The organism is Flagellimonas spongiicola, assembly GCF_023502425.1.
Classification (GTDB): Bacteria; Bacteroidota; Bacteroidia; order Flavobacteriales; family Flavobacteriaceae; genus Flagellimonas; species Flagellimonas spongiicola.
Window position 1 is genome coordinate 871,831 of sequence record NZ_JAMFMA010000002.1, and the last position, 18,528, is coordinate 890,358.

Consider the following 18,528-nt stretch of genomic DNA (forward strand, 5'->3'; position numbering starts at 1 on the left):
ATAGATAACCCCTATCGGATTATTCGTTATTATAATGTTAGTAAATGTGATAAAACCCTACTAAACACCTATATTTGTGGGCTATTTAGAATAAATCCAAGTAGAATGATCAAAGTTTCAGAATCAGCAAAACAAAAAGTGGTAAATCTTATGACCGAGGAAGGTTTTGATGCCACTACTGATTTTGTTCGCGTTGGTGTGAAAAGTGGCGGTTGTAGTGGGCTATCATATGAACTGAATTTTGATAGGACCGCTTCAGAAACTGATAAGGTTTTTGAGGACAATGCTGTGCGAATCATCGTGGACAAAAAGAGTTTTTTGTACCTAGTCGGCACCACTTTGGAATATTCAGGCGGACTAAATGGAAAGGGTTTTGTTTTTAACAACCCAAATGCGCAGCGTACCTGTGGGTGCGGTGAAAGTTTTTCACTTTAATCGATGAACATGATTCACCGTATGGTGAAGATGAATTGAAAGTATGGCTTACACTGAAGAAGAATTAAAAAAGGAACTGGAAACCAAAGAATACGAATATGGTTTCTATACCGATATAGAATCTGATACGTTTCCCAAGGGACTAAGTGAGGATATTGTCATTGCTATTTCCCAAAAGAAACAGGAACCGGAATGGATGACGGAATGGCGATTGGAAGCATTTCGTGTTTGGAAGGAAATGGAAGAACCAGAATGGGCTAACGTTAATTACGACAAACCCAATTTTCAGGATATTTCCTATTATTCAGCTCCTAATAAGAAACCGAAGTACAATAGTTTGGATGAGGTTGATCCTGAGTTGTTGGATACCTTCAAACGCTTGGGAATCTCATTGGATGAACAGAAAAAACTGGCTGGTGTAGCAGTGGATATCGTTATGGATTCCGTTTCTGTGGCAACCACCTTCAAAAAGACCCTGGCCGAAAAGGGGATTATATTTTGTTCTATTTCAGAAGCTATCCAAGAGCATCCAGAATTGGTCAAAAAGTACATTGGCACCGTAGTACCAAGAAAAGACAATTTCTATGCAGCCTTAAATTCCGCTGTATTCTCTGATGGGTCTTTCTGCTATATCCCAAAAGGAGTGAGATGTCCAATGGAATTGTCCACATATTTCAGGATTAACCAAGCAGGTACAGGACAATTTGAAAGAACCCTTGTAATTGCGGATGAAGGCAGTTATGTGAGCTACCTTGAAGGTTGCACGGCTCCATCCAGAGATGAAAACCAATTGCATGCTGCAGTAGTGGAACTAATCGCATTAGATGATGCGGAAATAAAATACTCCACGGTCCAAAACTGGTTCCCGGGCGATAAAGACGGTAAAGGTGGTGTTTTCAACTTTGTAACGAAAAGAGGACTCTGCGAAACCAATGCAAAAATTTCCTGGACGCAAGTAGAAACAGGTTCAGCGGTTACGTGGAAGTATCCTTCCTGTGTTTTAAAAGGAGATAATTCCATTGGGGAATTCTATTCTATTGCTGTGACCAACAATTTCCAGCAAGCGGATACCGGTACCAAAATGATTCACCTTGGGAAGAATACCAAGAGTACAATTATTTCCAAAGGTATCTCCGCAGGACAGTCCCAAAACAGTTATAGAGGATTGGTTCAAGTGAATAGTAGGGCAGAGAATGCTCGTAACTTTTCCCAGTGCGATTCCTTGTTGATGGGCAACAAATGTGGAGCACACACATTTCCATACATAGAAGCTAAAAACAAAACGGCTCAAATAGAGCACGAGGCAACTACAAGTAAAATTGGTGAAGACCAGATTTTTTACTGTAACCAAAGAGGGATTGATACGGAAAAGGCCATTGCATTGATAGTGAATGGCTTTAGTAAGGAAGTATTGAACAAACTCCCCATGGAATTTGCTGTGGAGGCGCAAAAATTATTGGAAATCAGTTTAGAAGGGTCAGTAGGTTAATTCGCCACCACCCGTTTAATGTTATTTGATCATTAGTTTAAAATAGAAGATTCAAGCATAAGCAATGTTAGAAATAAAGAATTTACACGCTAGCGTAGAAGAAAAGGATATCCTTAAGGGCATCAACCTTGAGGTTAAACCAGGGGAGGTTCATGCAATTATGGGTCCAAATGGTTCTGGAAAAAGCACATTAGCATCTGTAATTGCTGGGAAAGAAGAATTTGAGGTAGAAAAAGGTTCAATTTCCTTGAACGGTGAGGATTTGGAAGAATTGGCACCTGAAGAGCGTGCACATAAAGGTATTTTCCTTTCATTTCAATACCCAGTTGAAATACCAGGAGTTTCAGTGACCAACTTCATGAAAACGGCAATCAACGAATCCAGAAAAGCTAGAGGTTTGGATGATATGCCTGCCAATCAAATGTTGAAATTGATTCGTGAGAAATCCGAAATGTTGGAAATTGACCGCAAGTTTTTGTCCCGTTCACTTAATGAAGGTTTTTCAGGAGGGGAGAAAAAGCGAAATGAAATTTTCCAGATGGCGATGATGGAACCCAAATTGGCCATTTTGGATGAGACCGATTCAGGCTTGGATATTGATGCCTTGCGAATTGTTGCCAATGGTGTCAATAAGCTAAGAAGTAAGGACAATGCCATTATTGTTATCACGCACTACCAAAGATTATTGGAGTATATCGTTCCAGATTTTGTACATGTACTTCACGATGGTAAAATTGTTAAATCGGGCACCAAGGAATTGGCTTTGGAATTAGAAGACAAAGGATACGACTGGATAAAACAAGAGACGGTAGTATAAAAAAGATTTCAGATTTCGAACATCGGTTCTCAGGAAACTGGCAACTGACAACTGGAAGCTGATAACTGAACAATGAAAAATGGATTTAAAAGATAAACTACTTTCTTCATTCATAGCTTTTGAAAACAATGTGGATTTGGATAATCCCGTCCACGAAGTTCGTTCAGAGGCAATCAAGAATTTTGAGGTCAAGGGCTTTCCAACAAAAAAGGAGGAGGCATGGAAATACACATCCTTGAACAGTCTTCAAAAAGTGGATTTCAGCATCTTTCCAAAACAGGAGAACACCTTAGAATATAAAAACGTAAAGAAGTATTTCCTGCATGAAATAGACACCTATAAAATTGTGTTCATCGATGGGGTTTACAGTTCTTATCTTTCAGAAACCACGCATGATGGAGTGGATGTTTGCTTATTAAGTGCGGCTTTGACCAAACCGCAGTACAAGCAAGTTATCGATGTTTATTTCAATCAAGTAGCCTCCAGAGATGAATCCTTGACCACCTTGAATACAGCCTTTAGCAGAGAAGGTGCTTACATCTATATACCAAAAGGAAAGGTTCCTAAAAAGCCAATTCAAATTGTTCATTTTTCTACAGGTAATGAGGCGGCACTGATGCTTCAACCAAGAAATTTGATCATTGCGGAGGAGAATGCTGAAGTTCAAATAATTGAGCGCCATCAAAGTTTGACGGAAAACGAAGTGTTTACCAATTGTGTCACGGAAATTTTTGCAGCCAAGGACGCCAATGTGGACTATTACAAAGTTCAAAATGATGCTAAAACGGCCTCTTTGGTGGATAACACATATATCGCGCAAAAAGACAATAGCGTGGTACGTGTACATACCTTTTCGTTTGGCGGGAAGCTGATTCGCAATAACCTGAATTTTTATCAGAATGGCGAACACATGGATTCGGTCCTCAAAGGAATTACGATATTAGGCGACAAGCAACACGTAGATCACCATACCTTGGTACATCATGCCCAACCAAATTGCGAAAGTCATCAAGATTATAAAGGAATCTTTGGCGATAAATCAACAGGGGTATTCAATGGAAAGATCATTGTTGATCAGATTGCCCAAAAGACCAACGCATTTCAGCAGAACAATAACATCCTTTTAAGTGATAAGGCCACCATCAATACAAAGCCACAATTGGAAATCTTCGCGGATGATGTGAAGTGTTCTCATGGATGCACTATTGGGCAATTGGATGAAGATGCCTTATTCTATCTTCAGTCTCGTGGTATCCCTAAAAAAGAGGCTACGGCTTTGTTGATGTATGCATTTGCAAACAATGTGTTGGAAAGTGTTCGTATTCCAGAGCTTAAAAAGCGCATCAATAAGATTATTGCCAATACGTTGGGTGTCCGAGTTGGATTTGACCTTTAGGCTATGATTCAAACCAAATTGGACATACAGAAAATTCGGAAGGATTTTCCCATACTTTCAAGGGAAGTCAATGGCAGACCATTGGTTTATTTGGACAACGCCGCAACTTCACAAACACCTCAACAAGTAATAGATAGTATTGTTAGCTATTATCACGGTTACAATGCAAATATCCATCGTGGGGTACACACGCTATCGCAAGAAGCCACAGATGCTTATGAAATTGCGCGCGAGAAAATTCAAAAGCACTTTAATATTGCCAAATCCCATGAGGTTATATTTACTTCGGGCACTACGCATAGTATTAATTTAGTCGCAAATGGTTTTACCTCATTATTGAAGGAAGGTGACGAGATACTGGTGTCGGCAATGGAGCACCATTCAAATATAGTTCCCTGGCAAATGCTTTGTGAACGTACAGGAGCTGTTTTGAAGGTGATACCTATGGACCACAAAGGTGAGCTGGAGATGGATGCTTTTAGGGCTTTATTGTCCGAACAGACCAGAATGGTCTTTTGCAATCATGTATCCAATGCTTTAGGTACTATTAACCCAATTGAAGAAATCATTTCAGCGGCTCATGCTGTAGGCGCTGCAGTTTTGATAGATGGTGCACAAGCTGCGCCGCATATGAAAGCGGATCTGCAAGAATTGGATGTGGATTTTTATACAGTCTCGGCACACAAAATGTGTGGACCCACGGGCGTAGGCATCTTGTACGGAAAAGAAGAATGGTTGACAAAATTGCCACCCTATCAAGGAGGAGGGGAAATGATTGCTGAAGTGACTTTTGAAAAAACCACTTACGCCGACCTTCCACATAAATTTGAAGCCGGAACGCCAAACATATGCGGAGGAATAGCATTTGGAACTGCCTTGGATTACTTGAATGAAATTGGAATGGAAGCCATTGCAAATTATGAAGACAACCTGATATCCTATGCAACAGAACAATTGTTGGCTATTGAAGGCTTGAAGATTTATGGCACGGCAGATAATAAAACCTCTGTGATATCTTTCAATATTGAAGGAATTCATCCTTATGATATTGGGACCATTCTAGACAAATTGGGAATAGCAGTACGTACGGGTCATCATTGCGCCCAACCCATTATGGACTTCTATAAAATACCTGGAACGGTAAGGGCTAGTTTTAGCTTTTACAACACTGAGGAGGAAATAGATGTTCTTGTTGAAGGCGTAAAGAAAGCCAAGCAAATGTTAGCTTAGTCAACACGTTATCTTTATCTTAAAGGTTTGACGGGAGCGCTTCCTAATCGTATTTTTGAACAAAATTTAGAGATGACCATAACAGAGATTCAAGACGAGATTGTTGATGAGTTTTCCATGTTTGATGATTGGATGCAACGCTATGAATACATGATAGAACTTGGCAAGTCCCTACCATTGATAGAAGAGCAATATAAAACGGATGACAATATCATTAAGGGCTGTCAGAGCAAGGTATGGGTACATGCTGAATTGGATGAAGATAAATTGGTTTTTACAGCGGATAGTGATGCAATAATTACTAAGGGAATCATTGCTATTCTGATAAGGGCTTTTAGCAATCAAAAACCACAGGATATCATTGATGCCAATACAGAATTTATTGATGAAATAGGCTTGAAGGAACATTTGTCTCCAACAAGGGCCAATGGTCTGGTAAGTATGGTCAAGCAGATAAAACTGTATGCAGTGGCTTATCAAACGCAGTTAAATTAGGAGAAAATGAGTGAAGATACCATCATAGATACACAAGAGTTAGGCGAGAAAATCGTAGGTGTGCTCAAAACTATATATGATCCAGAAATACCAGTGGATATTTACGAATTGGGACTGATATATGATGTTTTTGTGAATGAGGAATATGACGTAAAGATATTGATGACATTGACCACGCCTAATTGTCCGGTTGCAGAAACCCTGCCTGTGGAAGTAGAGGAAAAAGTAAAATCCTTGGATGTTCTTAATGACGTGGAGGTGGAAATTACCTTTGATCCGCCATGGACTCAGGAGTTAATGAGCGAGGAAGCGAAATTGGAGCTTGGGTTTTTGTAATCTTGAAAGATGTCTGAAATTAGAAACCGTGTAGCGGAGAGCAAACTAATAACATTTGACCTCGAGGATTTGTACCAAGAAGGCCAAAGAGCCGTGGTTGATATTAAGGACTGGTTATTCGAGGGGATTATTCTTCGAGAAAAAGAATTTAGAACGCAACTAGACGAAGTGGATTGGTCGCAATATCAAGACGCTTATGTTGCAATGACTTGTTCCACTGATGCCATAGTGCCGGGTTGGGCATTTATGTTGGTGGGTTCCAAGCTTGCTCCATATGCCAAAAGAGTAGTTGCAGGAAATCTGGAAACATTGGAGACTGCATTGTACCAAAATCAACTTTCTCAACTGGATTTGAGCCCTTTTGAAGACAAACCAATTATTATTAAAGGTTGTTCCAATAAGCCAGTTCCTGAAAATGCTTACATCATGGCCATGGGTCTTATCCAAAAGGTGGCGAAAAGTGTAATGTATGGTGAGGCATGTTCTGCCGTTCCACTTTATAAAAGAAGGTAGTTTCTTACGCAAATTTTATTGGATCCAAGTGACATTTCCTAATTTTGTGGGTCTAAGCATTAAACTCCATACAACTATGAAAAAAACCATTACAGCAATTGCTGTTTTTGCTATGACTTTTTTACATGCCCAAACTGCTGATGAAATAAAGGCGGAGATGGGCCCAAAGAAAGACTCCATTGCTGCCATCCAGGGTCGGGTAGATGCGCTGCAAGCTCAATTGGATGCATTGCCCGGTTGGAAGATTGGGGCATTTGGCACCATAGGGGGTTCTTTGTCCGGCTTCAACAACTGGTTTGCCCAAGGAATTCCTAATAACAATTCTGGAACCATTGGTTTTACCGTTAACGCTTTTGCAAACCAACAAGAAGAAAAGTTCTTTTGGCGAAATGCAGTCAATGTAAATCTCAATTGGGTAAAATTGGATGATAAGGACGATGCTACAGATGACGATGGCTTTAGAGAATCCACGGATGTGTTCAATATCTCATCACTTTATGGAAGAAAGCTGACCGACAAATTTGCGATTTCAGGAATGGGAGAGTACCGAACTACCCTTCTTAGTAATTTTAATGATCCTGGTTACTTGGATTTAGGTGTCGGTGCTACCTGGACACCAGTTGCTGATTTGGTAGTGGTCATACATCCCTTGAATTATAATTTTGTGTTTAGCGATGCTGATGCCATTTTTGATTCATCCTTGGGAGCAAAAATCGTGGCCGACTATACCAAAAAGATTGGCGCTGTTAGTTTTAAAACCAATTTCTCAACTTTTCAGAGTTATAAAAGTGGGGATTTAAGTAATTGGACATGGACGAACTCTTTTGCCTATACCTTATGGAAAATGATTGGAGTTGGTTTTGATTTTGGATTGCGCAGCAACAAGCAGGAAACCCTGAATTACCTTGTTAACAATGCGCCAACACCAGATCCAACAGCTACATTCGATTCCATAGACAATGAACTGCAGACCTATTGGACATTAGGGCTGAGCTATTCGTTCTAAGTTAAGAGACTAATTTAATAAACAAAAAAGCCCTCACAATTGAGGGCTTTTCTATGGGGTTATTTTACAAAATTGGGGTGTTTTTAAGCCAAGGTCTAAGTAGGTTAGGTTTATGGTAGACCCAGTTGTAACACTAACACTTAAAAACATTATGAAAGTAATTTTTCTGTGGTTTGTCCCTAAACTTTTGTTGTGAACAACTAAAAAGTTGTGGTGGAAAATATACCCCGTTACACTTCGTCGAAGAAGTGTGCAAATCATCTAGTGTAAAATTAGTATTGATCTAGATGTTCTGGGTACAAAAAGTTGTTATATGGGAATCTGGTCACATGGATGTCCCGTACCTCGTTGTAGACTCGTTTGCGGAATTCATCTAGGTTTTCCTTGTTCAAAGCTGAGATGAACAATGCGCGATCTCCTATCCTACTGTACCAGGTTTTTTTCCATTCTTCAATGGTGAAATGTGCACTGGTCCGTTCGGTAACCAAATCATCTTCATCCAAATGTTCGGCCTGGTATTGATCTATTTTATTAAAGACCATAATGGTTTTTTTATCGGCACTTTTTATTTCATCCAAGATTTTATAGACAGAATCAATATGTTCTTCAAAATTTGGATGGGATATGTCAACAACATGCAGCAATAGATCTGCTTCCCGTACCTCATCCAAGGTGCTTTTGAAACTTTCTACTAGTTGTGTAGGCAGTTTTCTAATGAAGCCGACGGTGTCACTTAATAAGAATGGAAGGTTGCCAATCACCACTTTACGCACAGTAGTATCCAATGTCGCAAACAATTTGTTCTCGGCAAACACATCACTCTTGCTAATCACGTTCATCAAGGTTGATTTGCCTACATTGGTATAACCTACCAAGGCTACCCGAACCAATGCTCCTCTGTTTCCACGTTGGGTTTCCATTTGTCGGTCAATCTTGGTAAGTTTCTTTTTGAGCAAGGCAATTCGATCTCGAACGATACGTCTATCTGTTTCAATTTCAGTTTCCCCAGGACCACGCATTCCTATACCACCTCGTTGTCTTTCCAAGTGGGTCCATAAACCTGTTAACCGTGGGAGTAAGTATTCATATTGGGCCAACTCAACTTGGGTCCGCGCATAACTTGTCTTAGCACGTTGTGCAAAGATGTCCAAGATCAAACTTGTTCGATCAAGGATCTTGCATTTCAAGATTTTCTCAATATTGTTTTGTTGGGCTGGGGAGAGTTCATCATCAAAGATTACGGAACCAATTTGATGTTCCTTTACATACTGTTGTACTTCTTCCATTTTACCACTTCCAATATAAGTCTTGGGGTTGGGCATGTCTATACGCTGTGTAAATCGTTTAGTGACTTCTCCACCAGCTGTATAGGTCAAGAATTCCAGCTCGTCAAGATATTCTTTAACCTTGGTTTCGTTCTGTTCCTTGTTTACGACTCCTATCAACACCGCCTTTTCGTAATCTATGGTCTTTTTCTCTAGCATGAAATCAATTAAAGTGCAAATCTAATCAATGTTTTGAAAGCTGTTTTGTACTTTGTATAATAGAATACTCCTCCTATTTAAGTCGCATATTTTGAAGCATAAGGAAAACAACTTTGTCATCGCATTCTATAATTTGGAAAACTTTTTTGATACGCATGATGACCCACACACATTGGATGATGATTTTACACCATCAGGTAGAAAAGAATGGAGTGAATCACGGTTTCGGAAAAAATCCAAGAAACTTGCTCGAACCATTTCCTTAATCGGTGGTGAATATAGCTCCGAAGTACCCGTGCTGGTTGGAGTTGCAGAAGTGGAAAATGAATTGGCATTGGACAGTATTCTCCATACGAAATCACTTGAGGAAGTAAACTATGACTATGTACATTTTGAATCGCCAGATGAAAGGGGTATAGATACGGCCTTGATTTACCATAAATCCCATTTTGAAGTATTGGATGCCGAGACCATACCGCTAATGTTGACCAATGGCAATGGTGACCGCGATTATACTAGGGATATTCTATATGTACATGGTAAGTTGCACCAAGAAGAAATACATGTGTTTGTTAATCATTGGCCTTCGCGAAGGGATGGATCAGATGAAACCAAACATAAAAGAATAAAAGCTGCGGAAACCGTTTTGGCAAAAATTGAAACCTTACCAGAAGAGAACCCTAATTGTATTGTTATGGGGGACTTTAATGATGATCCAAATTCCGAAAGTATCCAAAGAATTATGGCTTCAGAACAATTTGTAAATCCTATGCAGCAGTTATTGTCACCAAAATCAGGAAGTGCCAATTACAAAGGACAATGGAGTTTATTCGATCAGATTATCATCTCGCATAGCTTTTTAAATTTTGAGAAGGGTACCCATAGCTTTAAAAAGGCAAAAATCTTTGCTCCTAAGTTCTTAAAAGAATGGAAGGGGAAATACAAAGGCAACCCCTTTCGGACTTTTGTGGGTAAAAAATACCTAGGCGGTTATAGCGACCATTTTCCGGTCTACATTGTTTTAAGGGAGAATAGGTAATATTCAAAAGAGAGAAAAGTACTACACCACAGCTTTTTAGACTTTCACAACACACTAAATTAAAAAGCCGTGTAGTTCATCGAAATAAAAGGTATTTACATCGATATTTTTGTGTCCTCTACTATGTTTGTAGTCCAAATCCTACTTATATAAATCTATGGACTGCAAAAAACCTACTTGGGCAACAGGACTTTTTTCTTCCGCAATTTTCTTCCTATTGAACGTGATTTTCACCTACGGTCAAACCGAAGGCCAGAAGGCAATTATTCGTTCCAGTACAAATTCAGTCACACTTTCAGAATTCATTGTACAGCTTAAGCAAGAACACAAAAACAAACAATCCAACATAAAGAATCTTTTGGTTTCCAAGAACTGGAAATATGCCACAAAGGAAAAAGACGGTACAGTTGTCTCACTTAATGATCTGGGTACCGATGGAACGCCATTGTTTTACACTACATTCAATGACCCTTCCGAGCAAACTTCAAGGGCGCACACACTTTATACCAATGGACTTTTGGATCTGGGATTGGATGGTGATGGCATGACCGTTGGTGTTTGGGATGCAGGTGTTGCCCTTACAACGCATCAAGAGTTTGGAGATAGGGTGAAAAATGGAGATGGCTCCGATGAAATAGATGCTCATGGCACCTTGGTTACCGGAAACCTGGTCTCAACAGGGATAAAAGCCCAAGCACAAGGCGTAGCCTATGCTGCTAACGCGATAACACATAACTGGACACGGGATAAAATTGAAGTTGCTGAAGCAGCGGCCAACGGTTTGTTGTTAAGCAATCATTCTTACGGAATTAAATCGGATCGTGTTCCGGATTGGTATTTTGGGGCGTATATCCGAGTCTCACAAGATTGGGATAAGATCATGTACAATGCACCCTATTATTTGATGGTAACTGCCGCGGGCAATTCGCAGCAATCCATGGATAATGAAAGTCCTATTTATGGCAAAACTCCTGATGGCTTTGATTTATTATTGGGATTTTCCACCTCCAAAAACGGACTTACCGTGGCCGGGGCCTATACCGAAATTGGTAAGAAAGGCGAACTGAAGAAAGCAGAAGTTGCTGCGTATAGTAGCCTAGGGCCCGTGGATGACGGAAGAATCAAGCCCGATTTGGCTGGAGATGGCTCGTCCATTTTATCAACTTCTTCTGATCATGATAAGAGCTATCAATCATCTTTTGGCACATCTATGGCTGCCCCAGGCGTTACGGGGTCCTTACTGTTGCTTCAACAATATCATGACGAACTTTACGGGAACTTTATGAAGGCGGCCACCTTAAAGGGATTGGCTTTGCATACCGCCGATGATGTTGCAGAGAAAGGCCCAGATTACAAAATGGGATGGGGTGTTATGAATGCCAAATCAGCAGCAGAACTCCTTCAAGAACGAGATTACAGCAGTTTGATAGCGGAAGAACAACTTGCAGATCAGGAAACCTTTACTTTGACAATAGATGCATTGCCGGGAGAGACTTTGTATGCTTCCATTTCATGGACGGATCCTGAGGGAACAGCCATCAACCGTGGCGAATTGAATGATGGTACAGCGGCTTTGACGAACGATTTGGATATCCGAATCACACAAAATGGAACCACCTATTTTCCGTGGAAGCTAAATCCAGTTCGGGCATCAGATGCAGCTATTCAAGGAGATAATCGTGTAGATCCTTATGAACGCATTGAAATACCGAATGCAGAAGGCAGCTATGAAATCACAATTTCCCACAAGGGTGCATTGACGAACGGCTATCAAGATTTTTCATTGATATTGTCTGGCGTAAAAGCTTCTAACTGCAGTGTTGAAATTCCTAAGGGATTGGATATGGTAGCTGCTGATACAAATGGAGTAAAAGTAAACTGGGATAGCACAGATGAAACGTTATATGAATTGCAGTATAAGGCGTTTAATGAGGCTGAGTGGACGAGCCAACTGACATGGAATAATGAAGTATCAATAGCTGATTTATCCTTGGGTCAAATTTACGAGGTCAGAATAAGGGCGATTTGTACAGAACAAGCAGTTTCGGAATTTTCGGACACGATTCAATTTGAATTTAAAGCTGAAGAATCAACGGTTTTGGAATATGAAGTATTGGCACATGGTGAAACCTTTGAAATTTCAATTTACCCGAACCCTGCAGTTGATCGCATTACCGTAGACGCGAAACTTTCCGAAGATGCCGTGTATTCAGTGGTAACCACCTCAGGGAATATTATCAAAAAAGGAAATGCCCGAGGCCCAATTGATGTAAGCTGTCTTTCTTCTGGATTATATGTTTTGGTAGTGCAAGATCATGCGGGCATTAAAAGCACTAAGTTTTATAAAAGTTAACTGCTAACAAATGTTTTATTCTATGCCACAAAAATCGGATGTCGTATCTTCTGATAACGCTACCCAACTAGTTCTGCGCAGCGTATTGGATTTTTTGTTACGCATCTTCAACAATAAATATGGCGTTCTTATTTAGATCGTAAAACCCAAATTCATTGGTGTTCCAAGGAGTTTTAAGGCGCAGCTTACTTTTGCTGACCGTACCTCTTGCCACAAATTCCTCAAAAATAGGCTCGATGTTTTGCACAAATAGTTTAATTACCGAACCACCTAACAATGGATCTTCTTTAGTATCAGCATGCCATTGTAAATGGATTTCCAAGTTTTCTCTTGCCAAACATGCGTACATTTTATCATAAGAGGTTACAGCAAATCCCATCTGTTGTTGGTACCACGCAATATCCCGTTCAATATTTTGCGATGGCATCACAGGAACGGTGTTTAGAAATTCGGTTTTCACATTCATATGTGTTTGATTTCGCTATCGGTTAACAATACTTCATTTCGTAGTCTAAGCAACACTTGGGCGGTGGTAATCACATCTAATTCGCAATAGGACACAATCCGATCAATGTCTTTTTCCAGATAAAAGACGTCTCTTACCATACTGCCATCCATATCTTCCTTTGGAGAAGGCACACCTAGTACCTGAGCCAGAAGTTTAAGTGAGGTAAAATGTTTGTAATCGCCAAATTTCCATAATTCCATAGTATCTAAATGAGGCACTTCCCAGGGTTTTTTGCCAAACAAATCAAGTTTATAAGGTAAATTAATTCCGTTGATAATCATTCTGCGTGCTATGTAGGGAAAATCAAATTCCTTACCGTTATGCGCACATAGCAGGTGTTTGGTCTGATTGAAATGTTCGAGTAATAAAGATTTAAAGGATTTTAAAAGTTCCTCTTCAGTGCCATAAAAAGAAGTGACTCTAAAGTTTCGTGTATCTCCTTTTAAAACGAAGTATCCCACCGAAATACAGACAATTTTGCCAAATTCGGCCCAAATGCCTGCACGCTCGTAAAATTCTTCTGGCGTAAATTCATCTTTTCTTTGGTATTGTGTCTTTTGTGTCCATAATTCTTGTACAGTCGCATCCAAGTTTGCGAAATCGGGATGTTGGGGAGCGGTTTCAATGTCCAAAAAAAGGACATGTTCCAGGTTAAGTTTATAAAGCATGGTGTTGTATTAAAAAAGGGTCATCTGCTTTACAGGACCCTCATGTTCCAAAAGCCATTTTTTGCGATGTAATCCACCAGCATATCCTGTTAGGTCACCATTGCTGCCAATGACCCTATGACATGGGATTACAATCCAGAGTGGGTTTTTGCCGTTGGCAGCTGCTACTGCCCGTATGGCTTTGGGGTCGCCTAAACGCTTTGAAAGCTCAAGATACGAAATTGTTTTTCCGTAGGGGATCTCTTGCAGTAAATCCCATACCTTTTTCTGGAAATCGGTTCCTTCAGGATTTAGTTTTAAGTTAAAACTTTTGCGTGTCCCTTCAAAATATTCCCTGAATTGGTAAATGGCATCTTCTAAAACTTCAGGAATTATACCTATTGGTACATCGTAATCCAAAACTCGTGCAGAAACAAGTCCATTTACATCACCTTTAAATTCGGAAATTCCAATAGGTGTCTGTAAATAAGCAACTTCCATTAGTTTACTTCATTTGAATCTTCAATAATTCCTAAACGCTTGGCTCTAGCCTCCCAATTGCGTCTAGCCAAGACTTGAAGGTCTTCCACGTTGTCACTTTCGTCCATAATTTCCAATCCAAGTAAAGTTTCTATCACATCTTCTTGGGATACCAAACCACTTACGGATCCATACTCGTCAACCACAAGGGAAATGTGCTCTTTTTGTTCCACAAATTTTTCGAAAAGCTCTGGGATTGGTTTATTTCGATTGGTCACTAACAACTCCCGCTTGATAATAGAAAGTTTTTCGTTTCCTTTTTTATTGATGATAGCTTCCAATAATTCATCTTTAAGAAAGAAACCGGTTATATTGTCCATTCTATCTTTATATAATGGTATTCTAGAAAAGCGCAATGGTCTATTCGCTTCAAAAAACTCCTTGATGGTAGTATCCTCGGAGGCAACCTTCATCACCGTCCTAGGCGTCATGACATCCTTGGCTAGAATTTCATCGAACTTAAGTAGGTTTTTAATCACTTTTGATTCCGATTCCTGAAAGACGCCTTCTTCATGGGCAATATCTGTCATGGCGGTAAAATCTTCCCTGCTCAGAACACTTCCATGGTGTCCTTTTTTGCCTATTAACTTGGTGAAAAGTTGCAATAACCATAATAATCCTGTCCATTTCAACAAGAATACCATGATACGGAGTGATTTGGCTGTAAAATTGGCAAGGCGTTTCCAATACGTTGCGCCAATGGTTTTCGGGATAATTTCAGATGCAACAAGAATCAAGATGGTCATTATTGTGGAAACAACGCCCACCATTAAATCTTCGGTAAATTCAAATCCAAACAACTTTCTTGGGGTGCTACCGTACAAGTTGGCGTAGGCCACTTTTGCCTCTACACCTACTAAAATAGCGCCAACTGTATGTGCTATGGTATTAAGGGTCAAGATGGCAATCAGCGGTTTGTCCACATCTTTTTTCAACTCTTCCAACTGCGCTGCATATTCCTTGCCTTCCTGTTTTTTGAGATTGACAAATGTTGGTGTAATACTCAGAAGTACAGCTTCTAGAATTGAACACAAAAAAGAAAAAAATATAGAAACAAAGGCGTAAAAGAGGAGTAATCCCATAGGTCTTAACTGTTGCTACTAAGGTAATTAATAGGAATGAATTGGAACGGCTCAATCAACAAGAGCATCATAAAAAATATCTTGAAGCGAAGTTCTAATGTTTAACTCGTAAAGTTTGCGGTGTGTGCGATAGGGATGAACACGATTGGAAAGAAAAATAAATACCAATTGGTTTTCCGGGTCAGCCCATACAAAAGTGCCTGTAAATCCAGCATGTCCAAAGCTTTTAGCACTGGTTTTAGGCGATGGATATGCATCTTCAAGCGCCAAGGTATCATTGCCAATTAGGGGCTTGTCAAAACCTAAACCTCTTCGATTTTCATTTTCTGGATATTGTATTTTGGTAAATTCCGCTACGGTTTTTCGGGAAATTAGTTGATTCCCGTCCATGGTTTGACCCATATTCTGATAAAACAGTAGCATCTTGGCCAAATCATCCGCGCTACCAAACAAGCCTGCATTTCCTGAGACTCCTCCCATTAAGGCCGCATTTTCGTCATGAACCCAATTTCGCACCAGAGTTTTGCGGAATAAGGTGTCAATTTCCGTTGGAACAATTTTATTGGGATAACCCTTGGTTTGAGGATTAAACCCTAATGTTTGGCAGTTCAAAGGAGTGTAAAAGGTTTTTTGAAGATAAGTTTCATAATCCATTCCTGTTAATCGGGTGATTAATTCTGGATAGATTAGAAAACTTAATCCAGAATACCGATATTTTTTAACATCGGAAACCTTGGATCGCTTAATAATTCGGTACATTTTCTTTTGGTACCTGTCACTAATAAAAAGACTGTCATAGACCTGCTTGGTAAAGTGATTTGAGCTTTCATTACGGAGGTATTTCCGTTTCGGTTTACCTTGTTTGGTCACTTTATCCAGGAATATGATATAAGGTATCAGGCCTGCTTGATGACTTAGGATTTCACGAAGCGTCAAATCTTTTTTGTCCTTTACGTTGCGCCATGACGTCCAATAGGTGCTGAAAGGAGCATCCAAATTCAATTTTCCTTCATCAACAAGCTTCATCAGAGCAGGTAATGGCCCAAGAATTTTAGTAACAGAAGCTAAATCATAGATGTCATTTTTAGCTACAGCTTGAATACTGTCATAGGTATGGAATCCGTATGTCTTATGGAATACGATCTCATTGTTTTTAGCTACCAATACTTGTGCTCCTGGAAATGCTTTTTCATGAATTCCGAGTTGCATCACTGAATCTACTTTGGATTCCATCAGGGTTTTACCTTGTTGCGGAGAAGCCTGATTTTCAGCTTCCATTTTTGACTGACAAAGCCCAATTTGACTTGTTAGCAATGCGACTAGAAGGACAAGATTTTTCATGGTTGGTAGTTGCATATGTGAAGTTAGGAATGTATCCGGACAAAATCCTTTGCAAAATAACTAGCGATGATGTTCGCTCCAGCACGTTTAATAGCTAGAAGTTGTTCCATCATAACCGTGTCATGGTCTAACCATCCTTTTTCCGCCGCAGCTTTGAGCATTGCATATTCACCAGAGACTTGATAAACGGCAACTGGGACATCAACTTCATTTTTGATTTCACGGACAATATCCAAATAGGGTAGACCGGGCTTCACCATTACAATATCAGCACCTTCATCCACGTCCATTTGCGTTTCCCGAATGGCTTCAAATCGGTTTGCAGGATCCATTTGATAGGTTTTCTTATCCTTAGGAACATTTTCAATATCCACTGGAGCTGAATCCAAAGCATCCCTGAATGGTCCATAAAACCCACTGGCATACTTTGCCGAATAACTCATAATACCTGTTTGCTGATATCCTTCGTCTTCGAGGGCTTCGCGAATGGTCAGGATTCTACCATCCATCATATCGCTAGGGGCAACAAAATCCGCACCTGCCTGAGCATGGGAGACGCTCATTTCTGCGAGAACCTCAGCTGTTTCATCATTAAGAATTTGTCCTTCGGCTACAATTCCGTCATGGCCATAGGATGAGAACGGGTCCAATGCAACATCGGTCATCACCAACATGTCAGGGCATGCCGACTTTACGGTTTTTATGGCCCTTTGCATCAAACCATCTGGATTTAATGCTTCGGTTCCTTTATTGTCCTTGAGTTTGTCATCAACTTTTACAAAAAGCAATACGGCGCACAATCCCATATTCCATAATTCCTTGATTTCTTTTTCCAGATAATCCAAACTCATGCGATAGTAATTGGGCATGGATGGAATTTCTTCCTTGACCCCTTTCCCTTCAACTACAAAGAGTGGTACCAAAAAATCATCTGGCGTCACAATGGTTTCACGAACCAATCTCCTTATGGCTTCAGTGGTTCGTAGTCTTCTATTTCGAATTAATGGATACATGTATTTGGGTTTATGCTAAACATTTATTTCTCCAACTAAATAGGGTACTGCCTTCCCAGAAATTTTAATGCGATCTCCTAAGTCTTCACAAATGAGGTCGCCACCACGTTTGGACAACTGTTTGGCAGTAAGTTTGGTTTTACCCAGAACTTTGGACCAGTAAGGCGTCATGGATGTATGCGCTGAACCGGTAACAGGGTCCTCTGGAATTCCGCATTGGGGCGCAAAGAATCTGGATACAAAATCCACTTCTTTTCCTGGTGCAGAAACAATTACACCGCGACAATCCAATTGATCTAAAAGATGGAAATTTGGTTTAATGGCTTCAATCTCGTCCTGAGAGTTATAGATCAGCAGATAATCCGTTTTTCCTTTAATGGTTTTTATCGGTGTGAGGCCAATGGCATTGTTTATTTCTGTTATTCCGCGTAAAGATGCGGTTTGATCTGCGGGAAAATCCAATGTCATCATTCCATTTGGATGACGTTCAACAGCAAGGGCCCCACTACGCGGGGAATGGAAATTGATAAGGTCATCTGGAACGCCGTGATAATTAAAAAGTACATAGGCTGTGGCCAAGGTGGCATGTCCACATAAATCCACTTCAGTTTCCGGGGTAAACCATCGTAGTTCAAATACATTGTTTTTTTGAACCACAAATGCGGTCTCTGCAAGATTGTTTTCTTCGGCAATTTTTTGCATTAATTGCGAGTCCATCCACGAATCCAAAATACAAACGGCTGCTGGGTTTCCTCCAAAAACGTGATCAGTAAAAGCGTCTATTTGGTATAAGGTCAGTTTCAT

General features: G+C 40.1%; 19 protein-coding genes. 11 read left to right on the top strand and 8 right to left on the bottom strand.

The features are described 5' to 3' along the window. Window positions 1–105 precede the first annotated feature (105 nt). From M3P19_RS10150 to M3P19_RS10190, 9 genes are all read left to right on the top strand, one after another. The gene (locus tag M3P19_RS10150) at window positions 106–435 is read left to right on the top strand and encodes a HesB/IscA family protein (protein WP_249657554.1); all 330 of its coding nucleotides are present in this window, start codon (window positions 106–108) and stop codon (window positions 433–435) included. A gap of 43 nt (window positions 436–478) precedes the next feature. After that, on the top strand, window positions 479–1,924 hold the full coding sequence (gene sufB, locus M3P19_RS10155) for a Fe-S cluster assembly protein SufB (RefSeq protein ID WP_249657555.1): 1,446 nt from the start codon (window positions 479–481) through the stop codon (window positions 1,922–1,924). 64 nt (window positions 1,925–1,988) lie between these two features. Further along, window positions 1,989–2,741 (top strand): Fe-S cluster assembly ATPase SufC, encoded by a 753-nt coding sequence (gene sufC, locus M3P19_RS10160; RefSeq protein ID WP_249657556.1) that lies wholly within the window; start codon window positions 1,989–1,991, stop codon window positions 2,739–2,741. Between the two features lie 79 nt (window positions 2,742–2,820). Continuing rightward, window positions 2,821–4,137, top strand: coding sequence for a Fe-S cluster assembly protein SufD (gene sufD / locus M3P19_RS10165; protein ID WP_249657557.1), 1,317 nt, complete (start codon window positions 2,821–2,823; stop codon window positions 4,135–4,137). Window positions 4,138–4,140: 3 nt separating this feature from the next. Next, window positions 4,141–5,367, top strand: coding sequence for an aminotransferase class V-fold PLP-dependent enzyme (locus tag M3P19_RS10170; RefSeq protein WP_283777930.1), 1,227 nt, complete (start codon window positions 4,141–4,143; stop codon window positions 5,365–5,367). A gap of 72 nt (window positions 5,368–5,439) precedes the next feature. Then, complete coding sequence (locus M3P19_RS10175) at window positions 5,440–5,862, top strand: SufE family protein (RefSeq protein WP_249657558.1); 423 nt, start codon at window positions 5,440–5,442, stop codon at window positions 5,860–5,862. A gap of 6 nt (window positions 5,863–5,868) precedes the next feature. After that, on the top strand, window positions 5,869–6,198 hold the full coding sequence (locus M3P19_RS10180; protein WP_249657559.1) for a DUF59 domain-containing protein: 330 nt from the start codon (window positions 5,869–5,871) through the stop codon (window positions 6,196–6,198). 9 nt (window positions 6,199–6,207) lie between these two features. Further along, window positions 6,208–6,711: a DUF2480 family protein gene (locus tag M3P19_RS10185; protein WP_249657560.1), complete on the top strand. Its 504-nt coding sequence runs from the start codon at window positions 6,208–6,210 to the stop codon at window positions 6,709–6,711. A gap of 76 nt (window positions 6,712–6,787) precedes the next feature. After that, window positions 6,788–7,717, top strand: coding sequence for a DUF3078 domain-containing protein (locus M3P19_RS10190; protein WP_249657561.1), 930 nt, complete (start codon window positions 6,788–6,790; stop codon window positions 7,715–7,717). 272 nt (window positions 7,718–7,989) lie between these two features. Here the strand turns inward: M3P19_RS10190 and hflX are convergent, their stop codons facing one another. Continuing rightward, window positions 7,990–9,201: a GTPase HflX gene (hflX, locus tag M3P19_RS10195; RefSeq protein ID WP_249657562.1), complete on the bottom strand. Its 1,212-nt coding sequence runs from the start codon at window positions 9,199–9,201 to the stop codon at window positions 7,990–7,992. 91 nt (window positions 9,202–9,292) lie between these two features. Here hflX and M3P19_RS10200 point away from each other — a divergent pair, with 91 nt between their 5' ends. Both M3P19_RS10200 and M3P19_RS10205 read left to right on the top strand, forming a co-directional pair. Next, entirely contained in the window at window positions 9,293–10,240 is a 948-nt protein-coding gene (locus tag M3P19_RS10200) for an endonuclease/exonuclease/phosphatase family protein (RefSeq protein WP_249657563.1), read from the top strand. A 157-nt stretch (window positions 10,241–10,397) separates the two neighbouring features. After that, window positions 10,398–12,593: a S8 family serine peptidase gene (locus M3P19_RS10205; protein ID WP_249657564.1), complete on the top strand. Its 2,196-nt coding sequence runs from the start codon at window positions 10,398–10,400 to the stop codon at window positions 12,591–12,593. 97 nt (window positions 12,594–12,690) lie between these two features. Here the strand turns inward: M3P19_RS10205 and M3P19_RS10210 are convergent, their stop codons facing one another. The 7 genes from M3P19_RS10210 to M3P19_RS10240 are packed head-to-tail and all read right to left on the bottom strand — an operon-like array spanning window position 12,691 to window position 18,528. Then, window positions 12,691–13,059 carry a VOC family protein gene (locus tag M3P19_RS10210; protein WP_249657565.1) on the bottom strand — a complete coding sequence of 123 codons (369 nt, stop codon included), beginning with the start codon at window positions 13,057–13,059 and terminating at the stop codon, window positions 12,691–12,693. Next, the gene (locus M3P19_RS10215; protein WP_249657566.1) at window positions 13,056–13,769 is read right to left on the bottom strand and encodes a 3'-5' exonuclease; all 714 of its coding nucleotides are present in this window, start codon (window positions 13,767–13,769) and stop codon (window positions 13,056–13,058) included. Before M3P19_RS10215 ends, M3P19_RS10210 begins: the two co-directional genes overlap by 4 nt. Before the next feature lie 9 nt (window positions 13,770–13,778). Next, window positions 13,779–14,249 carry a methylated-DNA--[protein]-cysteine S-methyltransferase gene (locus M3P19_RS10220; RefSeq protein WP_249657567.1) on the bottom strand — a complete coding sequence of 157 codons (471 nt, stop codon included), beginning with the start codon at window positions 14,247–14,249 and terminating at the stop codon, window positions 13,779–13,781. Further along, the gene (locus M3P19_RS10225; RefSeq protein WP_249657568.1) at window positions 14,249–15,370 is read right to left on the bottom strand and encodes a CNNM domain-containing protein; all 1,122 of its coding nucleotides are present in this window, start codon (window positions 15,368–15,370) and stop codon (window positions 14,249–14,251) included. The genes M3P19_RS10220 and M3P19_RS10225 overlap by 1 nt, the downstream gene beginning before the upstream one ends. Before the next feature lie 51 nt (window positions 15,371–15,421). Beyond that, window positions 15,422–16,711 carry a serine hydrolase domain-containing protein gene (locus M3P19_RS10230; RefSeq protein ID WP_249657569.1) on the bottom strand — a complete coding sequence of 430 codons (1,290 nt, stop codon included), beginning with the start codon at window positions 16,709–16,711 and terminating at the stop codon, window positions 15,422–15,424. Window positions 16,712–16,734: 23 nt separating this feature from the next. Then, window positions 16,735–17,724, bottom strand: coding sequence for a porphobilinogen synthase (hemB, locus tag M3P19_RS10235; RefSeq protein ID WP_249657570.1), 990 nt, complete (start codon window positions 17,722–17,724; stop codon window positions 16,735–16,737). A gap of 15 nt (window positions 17,725–17,739) precedes the next feature. Continuing rightward, window positions 17,740–18,528: a PhzF family phenazine biosynthesis protein gene (locus M3P19_RS10240; protein WP_249657571.1), complete on the bottom strand. Its 789-nt coding sequence runs from the start codon at window positions 18,526–18,528 to the stop codon at window positions 17,740–17,742.